The sequence below is a fragment of the Pseudomonas sp. REP124 genome, assembly GCF_020164475.1.
Classification (GTDB): domain Bacteria; phylum Pseudomonadota; class Gammaproteobacteria; order Pseudomonadales; family Pseudomonadaceae; genus Aquipseudomonas.
Genome location: NZ_JAIQWX010000076.1, coordinates 16,998 through 29,382, shown reverse-complemented (window position 1 = coordinate 29,382; position 12,385 = coordinate 16,998). Strand labels below are relative to the sequence as shown.

At 59.5% G+C, this 12,385-nt stretch carries 13 protein-coding genes; 6 read left to right on the top strand and 7 right to left on the bottom strand.

What is annotated here, in order from left to right; genetic code table 11:
• The first annotated feature begins 15 nt into the window (after positions 1 to 15).
• Positions 16 to 198 carry a hypothetical protein gene (locus K9857_RS18565; protein WP_175376824.1) on the top strand — a complete coding sequence of 61 codons (183 nt, stop codon included), beginning with the start codon at positions 16 to 18 and terminating at the stop codon, positions 196 to 198.
• Between the two features lie 103 nt (positions 199 to 301).
• The gene (locus tag K9857_RS18560) at positions 302 to 1,501 is read left to right on the top strand and encodes an MFS transporter (RefSeq protein WP_224538108.1); all 1,200 of its coding nucleotides are present in this window, start codon (positions 302 to 304) and stop codon (positions 1,499 to 1,501) included.
• On the opposite strand, the gene arfB is transcribed toward K9857_RS18560, so the two are convergent.
• The 6 genes from arfB to K9857_RS18530 all read right to left on the bottom strand — a co-directional run bounded on the left by arfB (position 1,498) and on the right by K9857_RS18530 (position 6,744).
• Positions 1,498 to 1,911: an alternative ribosome rescue aminoacyl-tRNA hydrolase ArfB gene (gene arfB, locus K9857_RS18555; protein WP_224538106.1), complete on the bottom strand. Its 414-nt coding sequence runs from the start codon at positions 1,909 to 1,911 to the stop codon at positions 1,498 to 1,500. The genes K9857_RS18560 and arfB overlap by 4 nt on opposite strands.
• An 85-nt stretch (positions 1,912 to 1,996) precedes the next feature.
• Positions 1,997 to 3,343, bottom strand: coding sequence for a DEAD/DEAH box helicase (locus K9857_RS18550; RefSeq protein WP_224538105.1), 1,347 nt, complete (start codon positions 3,341 to 3,343; stop codon positions 1,997 to 1,999).
• 140 nt (positions 3,344 to 3,483) lie between these two features.
• Entirely contained in the window at positions 3,484 to 4,272 is a 789-nt protein-coding gene (locus tag K9857_RS18545) for a hypothetical protein (protein WP_318011769.1), read from the bottom strand.
• A 184-nt stretch (positions 4,273 to 4,456) separates the two neighbouring features.
• Positions 4,457 to 5,335, bottom strand: a complete 879-nt coding sequence (locus K9857_RS18540; protein WP_224538103.1) for a carboxylate/amino acid/amine transporter — start codon at positions 5,333 to 5,335, stop codon at positions 4,457 to 4,459.
• Positions 5,336 to 5,679: 344 nt separating this feature from the next.
• Entirely contained in the window at positions 5,680 to 6,279 is a 600-nt protein-coding gene (locus K9857_RS18535; RefSeq protein ID WP_224538101.1) for an FMN-dependent NADH-azoreductase, read from the bottom strand.
• A 150-nt stretch (positions 6,280 to 6,429) separates the two neighbouring features.
• On the bottom strand, positions 6,430 to 6,744 hold the full coding sequence (locus K9857_RS18530; protein ID WP_224538099.1) for a 3-phosphoglycerate kinase: 315 nt from the start codon (positions 6,742 to 6,744) through the stop codon (positions 6,430 to 6,432).
• Positions 6,745 to 6,794: 50 nt separating this feature from the next.
• On the opposite strand from K9857_RS18530, the gene K9857_RS18525 reads away from it, so the two are divergent.
• The 4 genes from K9857_RS18525 to K9857_RS18510 all read left to right on the top strand — a co-directional run bounded on the left by K9857_RS18525 (position 6,795) and on the right by K9857_RS18510 (position 11,025).
• Positions 6,795 to 7,718 carry a LysR family transcriptional regulator gene (locus K9857_RS18525; protein WP_224538097.1) on the top strand — a complete coding sequence of 308 codons (924 nt, stop codon included), beginning with the start codon at positions 6,795 to 6,797 and terminating at the stop codon, positions 7,716 to 7,718.
• Between the two features lie 14 nt (positions 7,719 to 7,732).
• Positions 7,733 to 8,548: an alpha/beta fold hydrolase gene (locus tag K9857_RS18520; protein WP_224538095.1), complete on the top strand. Its 816-nt coding sequence runs from the start codon at positions 7,733 to 7,735 to the stop codon at positions 8,546 to 8,548.
• Entirely contained in the window at positions 8,542 to 9,099 is a 558-nt protein-coding gene (locus tag K9857_RS18515; protein ID WP_110964429.1) for a peptidylprolyl isomerase, read from the top strand. Before K9857_RS18520 ends, K9857_RS18515 begins: the two co-directional genes overlap by 7 nt.
• A 93-nt stretch (positions 9,100 to 9,192) precedes the next feature.
• Positions 9,193 to 11,025, top strand: a complete 1,833-nt coding sequence (locus K9857_RS18510) for an ABC transporter ATP-binding protein (protein ID WP_224538094.1) — start codon at positions 9,193 to 9,195, stop codon at positions 11,023 to 11,025.
• A 118-nt stretch (positions 11,026 to 11,143) separates the two neighbouring features.
• Here K9857_RS18510 and K9857_RS18505 read toward each other — a convergent pair whose 3' ends face one another.
• Positions 11,144 to 12,268, bottom strand: a complete 1,125-nt coding sequence (locus K9857_RS18505) for a GNAT family N-acetyltransferase (protein ID WP_224538092.1) — start codon at positions 12,266 to 12,268, stop codon at positions 11,144 to 11,146.
• Positions 12,269 to 12,385: the final 117 nt, after the last annotated feature.

Here is a 12,385-nt window from a genome sequence, read left to right as displayed (position 1 = left end):
CCCCGAGCCCTCCCCATGACGAATGAATTCAGCGAAGAACAGGCCAGCGTCCTGATCGGCACCGCCGAGAAGATGATCGAGATCTGGAATCGCCTCCCTCCCGAAAAACAGGCCGCCCTGCTCGCCCGCTTCGGCAGCCAGGAAAATGCCTTGGCCGCCCTGGTCACCACACAACTGGTCGCACCCGAAAAGCCCTGAACGAGCCACCCGGCAAATAGTTTTACTTTTTCGCAACCCACGAACGCCAGCGCCGTTATCATAAGCAGCCTATCTAATCCTGCTTTACCGTGGACCCTTCCCCATGTCTGAAAACCAGCGCCCCCTGGCGGTCACGCTGCAAGTTGTCTCCATCGTCCTGTTTACCTTCATCGGCTATCTGAACATCGGCATTCCTCTGGCGGTATTGCCCGGTTACGTGCACAGCGAACTGGGCTTCGGCGCGGTGATCGCGGGGCTGGTAATCAGCGTGCAATACCTCGCCACCCTGCTCAGCCGGCCCTATGCCGGCAAGATCATCGACAACAAGGGCAGCAAGCTGGCAGTGATGTATGGCCTGGCCGGTTGCGGCCTCAGCGGCGTGTTCATGCTGATTTCGGCCTGGACCCAAAGCCTGCCGATGCTCAGCCTGGCCAGCTTGTTCATCGGTCGACTGGTACTGGGTAGTGCGGAAAGTCTGGTGGGTTCAGGCTCGATTGGCTGGGGCATCGGCCAGGTTGGTGCGGCCAACACCGCCAAGGTCATTTCCTGGAACGGCATCGCCAGTTACGGCGCACTGGCGGTCGGCGCGCCTTTTGGCGTTTGGCTGGTCGGGCAACTGGGTTTGTGGAGCATGGGCGTGAGCATTGTGCTGCTGGCGCTGATCGGGCTGCTGCTGGCCTGGCCGAAAACCGCTGCGCCGATCGTCGCTGGTGAACGCTTGCCTTTTATCCATGTACTCGGACGCGTATTGCCTCACGGATGCGGATTGGCGCTGGGCTCCATCGGTTTCGGCACCATCGCCACCTTTATCACCCTGTATTACGCCACCCAACACTGGGACAACGCGGTGCTGTGCCTGAGCCTGTTCGGCGCCAGCTTCATCGGTGCGCGGCTGTTGTTCGGCAACCTGATCAATCGCCTTGGCGGCTTTCGCGTGGCGATTGTCTGCCTGTCGGTGGAAACCCTCGGCTTGCTGCTGCTCTGGCTGGCTCCGGACGCGCATTGGGCGCTGGCGGGTGCAGCGCTGAGCGGCTTCGGCTTCTCGCTGGTGTTTCCGGCGCTGGGGGTCGAGGCGGTCAATCTGGTGCCGGCATCCAGCCGTGGCGCGGCGGTCGGGGCTTATTCGCTGTTCATTGATTTGTCGCTGGGGATCACCGGTCCACTGGCCGGCGCGGTGGCATCGGGCTTTGGTTTTGCGTCGATTTTCCTGTTCGCCGCGCTGGCAGCCGTCAGCGGCCTGACCCTCAGTATCTACCTGTATCGGCAGGCACCGAAACAGCGTGGAGCCCGGGAATCGCGCTAGTAATCAACCTTGCCCCGCCCGGCCTTGATGTTGCCGCGCTTGCTTTTGGCTTCCAGCCGGCGCGTCTTCGAACCCAGGGTTGGCTTGGTCGGGCGGCGTTTCTTTTCGACCTTGGTGGCGCTGAGGATCAGCTCGGTCAGACGCAGCAACGCATCAGCTCGGTTCTGCTCCTGGGTGCGATATTGCTGGGCCTTGATGATCAACACGCCGTCGCTGGTGATGCGACTGTCGCGCAGCGCCAGCAGCCGTTCCTTGTAAAACTCGGGCAAGGACGAAGCCGGGATGTCGAAGCGCAGGTGCATGGCGCTGGAAACCTTGTTGACGTTCTGCCCACCGGCGCCCTGGGCACGGATGGCCGTCAATTCGATCTCGTCATCCGGCAGATGCACGTTGTTGGAAATCACCAGCATGGACAGTCACTACCTCGGCTTTAAGCGCCATCTAAACAAAAATGCCCGCATCTGACGATACGGGCATTTTTTTCAACCAGGGCGTTTATTCCGCTGCTGGCGCTTCCGGCTTGCGGCGCTTGAGCGGAGCCATGCCGTCCTTGCTGACCAGCGACGGAGCCTCGGCCTTCGGACGGTTGGTAGTCTTGCGCTTGTTCGCGGTCTTGGCGGCGACTTTTTTCTTGTCACCCTTGGCGTCGGTCTTTTTCTTCTTCACACCAACAGCCTTGCCCGAAGCCTTGACCTTTTTCGGTCCGCCGTAGGTGCCTTTGACTTCCTTGATGGTGCGGCGCTCGAAGCTCTGCTTGAGGTAGCGCTCGATGCTCGACATCAGGTTCCAGTCGCCGTGGCAGATCAGCGAGATGGCCAGGCCATCATTGCCGGCGCGACCGGTACGACCGATACGGTGAACGTACTCGTCGCCGCTGCGCGGCATGTCGAAGTTGATCACCAGATCCAGGCCGTCAACGTCCAGGCCACGGGCGGCAACATCAGTGGCCACCAGAATCTTCACCCCGCCTTGCTTCAGACGGTCGATCGCCAGCTTGCGATCCTTCTGATCTTTCTCGCCATGCAGCACGAAGGCTTTGTATTCCTGCGCCACCAGACGGCCGTAGATACGGTCGGCCATGGCGCGGGTGTTGGTGAAGATGATGGCTTTCTGGTAAGTCTCGTTGGCCAGCAGCCAGTTAACGATCTGTTCTTTATGCTGGTTGTGGTCAGCGGTGATGATTTGCTGACGGGTGGTTTCGTTCAGCTGGCTGACCGCGTTGAGTTGCAGGTGTTCAGGGTTTTTCAGGACCTTGGCAACCATCTCGCGCAAGCCCGAACCACCGGTGGTCGCGGAGAACAGCATGGTTTGCTGGCGGTTTGGACATTCTTCGACCAGACGCTGCACGTCATCGGCAAAACCCATGTCGAGCATGCGGTCGGCTTCGTCGAGTACCAGCACTTCGACTTCCTTGAGGTCGAGATTGCCGGCATTCAGTTGCTCGATCATCCGCCCTGGCGTACCGATCAGGATGTCCGGCACCTTGCGCAGCATCGCAGCCTGGACTTTGAAGTCTTCGCCACCGGTGATCAGACCGGCCTTGATGAAGGTGAACTGCGAGAAGCGCTCAACTTCTTTAAGGGTCTGCTGCGCCAGCTCGCGGGTTGGCAGCAGGATCAGGGTCTTGATGCTGACACGGATTTTCGCCGGGCCGATCAGACGGTTGAGGATCGGCAAGACAAAGGCCGCGGTTTTACCGCTACCGGTTTGCGCCGTCACCCGCAGGTCACGCCCCTGAAGCGCCAGCGGAATAGCCGCTGCTTGCACAGGCGTTGGCTCGACAAATTTCAGTTCGGCCACGGCTTTGAGCAGGCGTTCGTGCAGGGCGAATTCGGAAAACACGGGTGCTACCTCGAAGAAATGCAAAAAACAGCTGCATAGGGTAACGGTTTCGAGCGCGAAGGCCGAGTTTCTTTGTGCATTCGGCAGCAAACATTCGTCTTTTTGTTACCCAGGTTGTCTTCAACCTAATACAAACTGGCTTAAATGCTCTGATCGTCCGTCGTTTTAATCGTCGGCATGACCGTCCGCTCGTGCCTGGCAGCCTCCTTCCATGTATTCCATCCCGCCAGAGCTGACGGTAATCGATCATGAGTTTTGATCCAGGTGCAAAGCCCAGGATCGATCCATTGCACGATTTCAGTGATGTCTCGATGGAGCTCGAACAGCGGCTGCCACAGCAGCGGTTCATGGTGAAAGCACCGATTTCTCAAATCCCGCGCCTTGTTCAGGCGACTTCGAATGATGTCTGCATTTTTGGAATGTTTCGGGCAATAGTGAAAGACCCGCATCAACGGCCTGGAAAGCTTCACAAATGCCTTGCGGTTGAATAGCGCTGTCCAGAATCCAAAACTCAGCTCAGCTGTAATGTTGTCAGCGCATAGCTTGGTGCCGCGCTTGCGGAGGGCAGCTTGTGCGTCGGTCACTTTTGCATAACTGGCCCGTAGATCCGCATTGTCACCATTGAACTCTTCGTACCAATCATCACGCTTGTACTCACGTTCCATCTCGCGCTGGATTCCATTGCGCAGGGCGACCTCTAGCACATGAAAAATAGAGACAAGAGATTCTGCAATACGCATGTTGTGCACGTAGGCTTGCGCCGCATGGTCCTGATTGCCCTGATAACCTTTGAGGTAACGGCTCATTCTTGGAGTGGAGAGCTTCGCCTCCAATGTTTGCCAGACCATCTGTCCTGGGAACTCCCATGCTGAAAAATGCTGGAAATCCGGGCGATGGTAGCGATGCGAAAGGCAAAAGCCATCTTGCATGATGTAAGCGCATGTCTAAGAACATGCGAAGCGATGTGGGGCACTGGGCCTAAGGGTTGACGTCAAATACGAAGGTGGTACCCTGAGCCCGCAGCCCTAGGAACCTCCACTCCCGTGCGATACGAAACGGTGATGAGACTAGGTTATGTGACGGCCCCGCTTTGCGGGGCCTCCTTGTTTCTGGCTACCGCGATTTGTCGTACGCATCCTCGCCTTTACGCACACCCAACCTACTGATCCACACCGCCAGCAAAATAACCGACCCGCCCAGCACCAGCCGCCCCAATTCCTCATGCTGATTCCAGATCAGCAGGTTCATCAGCAACCCCACCGGCACGTGCAGGTTGTTCATCACCGCCAGCGTCCCGCCATTGACCATGCACGCGCCCTTGTTCCACCAATAGAGCCCCAATGCCGTCGAGACCAGACCGAGAAACAGCAGCACGCCCCATTGCAGCGGTGCTTCGGGCAAAAAGTTCTGTTTGCCGAACAGCAGGAACGCCGGCAGCGCCACCGCCAGCGCGCCCAGATAGAAGTAGCCGAAGCGCCGGTAATGCGGCAGGTCGCTGGGGTGGCGTGCCACCAGGTGTTTGTACAGCACCTGGCCGGCGGCGTAGGTGAAGTTGGCCAGTTGCAGCAGCAGGAAGCCCATGAAGAAGTCAGGGTTGATGCGGTCGAAGCGAATCACCGCCGCCCCTCCGACGGCCACCAGCGCGGCGACCAGGGCCCAGGGATTGAAGCGGCGGTTGAGCGCGTCCTCGATCAGGGTCACGTGCAACGGGGTGAGGATGGTGAACAGGAGCACTTCCGGGACCGTCAGCACGCGGAAGCTCAGGTACAGGCAGACGTAGGTCACGCCGAACTGCAATGCACCGATCAGCAACATGCCGCGCATGAAGGCCGGTTCCACCGAGCGCCAGCGCGTCAACGGGATGAACACCAGCCCCGCCAGCAGCACACGCACCAGCACCGCGAAGTAACTGTCGACATGACCGGCCAGGTATTCGCCGATCAAACTGAAGGAAAACGCCTGGATCAGCGTGACAAAAAGTAGATAGCCCATGCTCGCCTCGTTTTGAATGGCGGCGACGATAGCGGGTTTTGTCCTTTACCGCGAACCCTGTGCCATCACACACACCTTGTAGGAGCCGAGCTTGCTCGCGATGGCGGTGGGTCAGTTGCATTGATGCTGGCTGACACTGCGCTATCGCGAGCAAGCTCGGCTCCTACAGGGGTCTTTGGAGTGAACAAAATCGTGGGCAAAAAAAAGCCCGATCTCGCTAAAGCGTTCAATCGGGCAAGAGCACTCAGGAGCAATAAGTGCAAAGGGAGATTCGATGCGCGTACAGGCTTGAAGGGTTGCGCCAGGTCACTAGACCATCCGGTGATTATCTGGCGATTAACGGGTCAGGCCACTTGGGAAAGCTTGGCGTTCGCCTGGTTCAGGCCCTTCTCCTGGAAGTCGCCACCCAGGTTCATGCCCTCGGCGTGGATGAACGTCACGTCGTGGATACCGATGAAGCCCATGACCTGGCGCAGGTACGGCTCCTGATGATCCGCGGTGCTGCCGGCGTAGATCCCGCCGCGAGCAGTCAGGACGTAGGCGCGCTTGCCGCTGAGCAGGCCCTGAGGACCGGTTTCGGTGTACTTGAAGGTCACACCGGCACGCAGCACGTGGTCGAGCCAGGCCTTGAGCGTGCTCGGAATCGCGAAGTTGTACATCGGAGCTGCCATTACCAGTACGTCGGCGGCCAGCAGTTCATCGGTCAGGTGGTTGGAGCGTTCCAGCGAAGCCTGTTCGATGTCATTGCGCTGATCGGCGGGCTTCATCCAGCCGCCCAACAGGTTGACGTCCAGGTGCGGCACCGGGTTGACGGCCAGGTCACGAACGGTGATCTCGTCCTTCGGGTGCGCGGCTTTCCACTGATTGATGAACGTCTGGGTCAGTTGACGGGAAACCGAGTCTTGCTGGCGGGCACTGCTTTCGATGATCAGAACGCGGGACATGGCTTGTAGGCTCCATCTGAGAATGTTGTAAGTCGATGGAGTGAAGGTTAAACAGTGTCGTATCGATGAAAAAGCGTAAATAACTGCTATAACCAATCGATAAATTCGTTTATAAGCGGAGCATGGCTGGCGAGCCTGCTCCGCTGAAGGTCATTGCGGCTTGCAGGTCATGCTGATGTACAGCTTGATGATCTTGCGATTGAACTTGGCGGAAAGGTCCGCGCTTTTACCGGCTGCCAGATTGACTCTGCGGGTCTTCGGCGACTCGGGACCGTTGCGAAACACCACCGCGCAGTCGGCAGCGGTCTCACCGTAGTTGTTCAGGGTGATCGAGCCCATGTCGTAATCGGTGGCGTAAGTGGTGTAGTCGACCTTCAGGCCATTGAGTTCTTTTTGCACGTCGATCGGGTAAGCGAAAGCAGTCAGCGGCAACATCGCCAGCAACACAGAACAGAATTTTTTCATGCAGCAGTCTCCAATAAGAACTGCGCAGCTTAGGACAACAGGAGCTCATCATGAAAGCGCCCCGCGTGACCCTTGATCAATGGCGAACGCTTCAGGCCGTGGTCGACCACGGTGGTTTCGCCCAGGCCGCCGAGGCACTGCACCGCTCGCAATCGTCGGTCAGCTACACCGTGGCGCGCATGCAGGATCAGCTCGGCGTGCCGCTGCTGCGCATCGACGGACGCAAGGCAGTGCTGACCGAAGCCGGTGGCGTGCTGTTGCGCCGCTCCCGGCAACTGGTGAAACAGGCCAGTCAGCTGGAAGACCTGGCCCATCACATGGAGCAAGGCTGGGAGGCCGAAGTGCGACTGGTGGTGGACGCGGCCTACCCCAGCGCCCGCCTCGTGCGCGCCCTGACCGCTTTCATGCCGCAGAGTCGTGGCTGCCGGGTCCGTCTGCGTGAAGAGGTGCTGTCGGGTGTGGAGGAAGTCCTGCTCGAAGGTGTGGCTGACCTGGCCATCAGCGGCTTCAGCATTCCCGGTTACCTGGGCGCGGAATTGAGCGATGTCGAATTCGTCGCGGTGGCCCACCCGGAACACCCGCTGCACCGACTCAATCGCGAACTGAATTTCCAGGACCTCGAAAGCCAGCTGCAGGTGGTGATCCGCGACTCCGGGCGCCAGCAACCGCGGGACGTCGGCTGGCTCGGCGCCGAACAGCGCTGGACCGTCGGCAGCCTGGCCACCGCCGCGACTTTCGTCGGCAGCGGCCTGGGTTTCGCCTGGTTGCCAAGGCACATGATCGAACGAGAACTCAGGGAAGGTACGCTCAAGCTGCTACCGTTGGATCAGGGCGGCAGCCGTAACCCGAGTTTTTACCTGTACTCGAACAAGGACAAACCGCTGGGGCCGGCCACGCAGATTCTCATCGAACTGCTGCGCACCTTCGACACGGCGCCGCTGGACGCACCCTTCGCCGCCCCTGAACAAGCCTGACACGGAGTGTATGCATGGCCTATTTCGAACACGAAGGTTGCAACCTGCACTATGAGGAATACGGCCACGGCACGCCGCTGCTGCTGGTCCACGGCCTGGGGTCGAGCACCCTGGACTGGGAAAAACAGATCCCCGCGCTGGCTGCGCGTTACCGGGTGATCGTCCCAGATGTGCGCGGCCACGGGCGCTCCGATAAGCCTCGCGAGCGCTACAGCATCGCCGGTTTCAGCGCCGATCTGGTGGCGTTGATCGAGCACCTGAACCTCGGCCCGGTCCACTATGTAGGCCTGTCCATGGGCGGGATGATCGGTTTCCAGCTGGGCGTGGATCAGCCGCAACTGCTCAAGAGCCTGTGCATCGTCAACAGCGCGCCGCAGGTCAAACTGCGCAGCCGCGACGATTACTGGCAGTGGTTCAAGCGCTGGAGCCTGATGCGTGTCCTCAGTCTGCGCACCATCGGCAAGGCGCTGGGTGGCAAATTGTTTCCCAAACCCGAGCAAGCCGAATTGCGACAAAAAATGGCCGAGCGCTGGGCAAAAAACGACAAACGTGCTTATCTCGCCAGCTTCGATGCCATCGTTGGCTGGGGTGTTCAGGAACGACTGTCGAAGGTGTCCTGTCCAACCCTCATCGTCAGCGCCGACCATGACTACACGCCGGTCTCGCTGAAAGAGAATTACGTAAAGCTGCTGCCCGATGCGCGGCTGGTGGTGATCGCCGATTCGCGTCACGCCACCCCGTTGGATCAGCCCGAACGCTTCAACCAGACACTGCTCGAGTTCCTCACCGCAGTCGATACCACTCCAATCAGGATCCCTGACCCATGCTGAAAAAAATCGCCCTCGCCGCCGGCTCCGTACTGTTTGCCGCCAACCTGATGGCGGCAACGCCTGCCAAGGCGCCGCATGTTCTGCTGGAAACCACCAACGGCCAGATCGAAATCGAACTGGACCCGGTCAAGGCGCCGATCAGTACCAAGAACTTCCTTGATTACGTGGACAGCGGCTTCTACAACAACACGATTTTCCACCGCGTGATTCCGGGCTTCATGGTCCAGGGCGGCGGTTTCACCCAGACCATGCAGCAAAAAGACACCAAGGCACCGATCAAGAACGAACACAGCAATGGCCTGGTCAACGTTCGCGGCACCCTGTCGATGGCCCGTACCTCGGTGCCGGACTCGGCCACCAGCCAGTTCTTCATCAACGTCAAGGACAACGATTTCCTCGACCAGGGCGACGGCTATGCCGTGTTCGGCAAAGTGGTCAAGGGCATGGACGTGGTCGACATCATCGTCAACTCGCCAACCACCGTGCGCAACGGCATGAAGGACGTACCGGCTGACCCGGTGTTCATCAAGTCGGCCAAGCGCATCGACTGAGACTAAGCTGGACAAGGATGTCCGAGCCGTTGCCGGCCCTGCCGGCAACGCTCAAACCGTTAAAAGGAGTGCCCGCTCGCGGGTGGAAAACCGATGCTTTATCGCCGTTTTGAAAAGCTGATCGATATCTTTCGCGACGCCCCGAGCGCCGCGCCGCCCAACCGGGTCCTGCCCTTCTACACCTATTACCTCAAACAGGTCTGGCCGAGTTTCGCAGCCCTGTTGGTGGTGGGCCTGATCGGTGCACTGATCGAAGTCGCGTTGTTCAGCTATCTGAGCCGCATCATCGACTTGGCCCAGGGCACACCCAATGCTGACTTCTTCAAGGAACACGGTCTTGAACTGGCCTGGATGGTGGTGGTTGCGCTGATCCTGCGGCCGGTGTTCGTCGGCCTGCATGACCTGCTGGTGCACCAGACCTTAAGCCCCAGCATGACCAGCATGATCCTCTGGCAAAACCACAGTTACGTGCTCAAGCAGAGCCTGAATTTCTTTCAGAACGATTTCGCCGGGCGCATTGCCCAACGCATCATGCAAACCGGCAATTCCCTGCGCGACTCGGCCGTTCAGGCAGTCGATGCGCTGTGGCATGTGCTGATCTACGCCATCAGCGCACTGGTGCTCTTCGCCGAGGCCGACTGGCGTCTGATGATTCCGCTGCTGACCTGGATCGCCGGCTTCATCGGCTCGCTCTACTACTTCGTACCCCGGGTCAAGGATCGTTCGGTGAGGTCCTCTGATGCACGCTCCAAACTCATGGGGCGGATCGTCGATGGCTACACCAACATCACCACCTTGAAGCTGTTTGCCCACACCAATTACGAACAGCAATATGCCCGCGAGGCGATCAAGGAACAAACCGAAAAAGCCCAGATGGCCGGCCGTGTCGTGACCAGCATGGACGTGGTCATCACCAGCCTGAATGGCCTGTTGATCGTCTGCACTACCGGGTTGGCCTTGTGGTTGTGGACGCAATCGCTGATCAGCGTGGGCGCAATTGCATTGGCCACCGGGCTGGTGATTCGCATCGTCAACATGTCGGGCTGGATCATGTGGGTGGTCACCGGCATCTTCGAAAACATCGGCATGGTGCAGGACGGTTTGCAGACCATCTCGCAACCGGTCAGCGTCACCGACCGCGACCAGGCCAAACCGTTGGCCGTGGGCCGGGGTGAAGTGCGTTTCGAGCATGTGGACTTCCACTACGGCAAGCACAGCGGGGTCATCGGCGATCTCAACCTGACCATCCGGCCCGGCGAGAAAATCGGCCTGATCGGCCCGTCCGGCGCCGGCAAATCGACGCTGGTGAATCTGTTGCTGAGGCTCTATGACGTGGAAAGCGGGCGCATCCTAATCGACGGCCAGAACATAGCCGAGGTCAGCCAGGAAAGCCTGCGCGAACGCATCGGCATGATCACCCAGGACACCTCGCTGCTGCACCGCTCGATCCGCGACAACCTGCTTTACGGCAAACCCGATGCTACTGATGCCGAACTCTGGGAAGCCGTTTACAAGGCGCGGGCCGATGGTTTCATTCCGACTCTGTCGGACGCCGAAGGCCGCATGGGCTTCGATGCCCATGTCGGCGAGCGCGGGGTGAAGCTCTCCGGTGGTCAGCGCCAGCGGATCGCCATCGCCCGCGTGCTGCTCAAGGATGCCCCGATCCTGATCATGGACGAGGCGACATCGGCACTGGATTCGGAAGTTGAGGCAGCGATTCAGGAAAGCCTGGAGGCGTTGATGCAGGGCAAGACGGTGATCGCCATCGCCCACCGGCTCTCGACCATTGCCCGGATGGATCGGTTGGTGGTGCTGGAAAACGGCAAGATCGCCGAGACCGGCAGCCACGCCGAGCTGCTCGCGTTGGGCGGATTGTATGCGCGGTTATGGCAGCACCAGACCGGTGGATTCGTCGGAATCGACTGACACCCCGATCCCCTGTAGGAGCGAGCACGCTCGCGATGAACGCCCAGACACCGCGGGCATTCAGACAGTCAGCGTTATCGTTGACGACCATCGCGAGCATGCTCGCTCCTACAGGGTTTCAAGCTTGGCGATAAGGCAACGCCGCCCTCGCCTCTTCCGCATACGCCATCACCCCCACCCGCTCCTGGTTCAGGAAATCCTTCACCGCCGCCTTCAACCCCGGATGGCGCAGGTAGTGCCAGGAATGGGTGATCACCGGTTCAAAACCGCGAATCAATTTATGCTCACCCTGGGCACCGGCATCGAAGCGCTGGAAGCCATTGGCGATCGCATAGTCCATGCCTTGATAGAAGCAGGTCTCGAAGTGCAGGCGATCGAACTCCGCCAGGCATCCCCAGTACCGGCCATAGAAACTGTCACTGCCCACCAGACTGAACGCCATCGCCACCGGACGTGAGCCTTGTTTGGCCAGCACCACGCGGATCGACTGCGGCATGCGCTCGGCCAACAGGCTGAAAAATTCCCGCGTCAGGTAAGGCCTTTGGCGACGCACCGCGTAGGTATTGGCATAGCAGGCGTAGACAAAATCCCACTGCACCTGGGTCAGTTGCCGCCCTTCCAGCCATTCGAATTCAAATCCCTGCCCCGCCACTTGCTCGCGCTCCTTGCGCATCTGCTTGCGTTTGCGCGAGCTCAAGACATCGAGGAAATCCTGAAAATCCCGGTAACCACGGTTCTGCCAGTGGTACTGACAGCCGATGCGCTGCAGCCAACCCGGTTGCTCGGCCAAGGCGGCATCTGTGAATGGGTCGGTGAAATTGATGTGGGCGCTGGAGAGCTGTTCGATCTCCAGATACCCCGGCAGGCTTTTCAGCAGTTCGTAACCGTCCTCGACACTGGCGGCCAGCAGACGTGGTCCGCTGACCGGGCTGAACGGCACGGCACTGAGGAATTTGGGGTAGTAATCGATCCCGGCGCGTTCACAGGCATCGGCCCAAGCGTGGTCGAACACGTACTCGCCGTAGGAATGCCATTTGCGGTAACCGGGCAATGCGGCGATCAGACGATCGCCTTCGACATGCAGCAAATGCTCGGCTTGCCAGCCGCTATGAGGCCCCACGCTGCCGCTCTCCTCCAGCGCACTCAGAAAGGCGTGACTCAGAAACGGCTGGTCCTCGGGCACCAGTGCATCCCAGGTTTCAGGTGCAACCTCGGACAGGCTTTGCAGGCGTTGCAACGGCATCACCATCCTCACTCATTCATGGCGTGAAAGCCCGGCGAGTATCGCCCATCGCCATTCATTGCACACCCAGTAATCCACGACAACGCTCTAGCTCAATAGTTCGAAAGGACTTTGTAT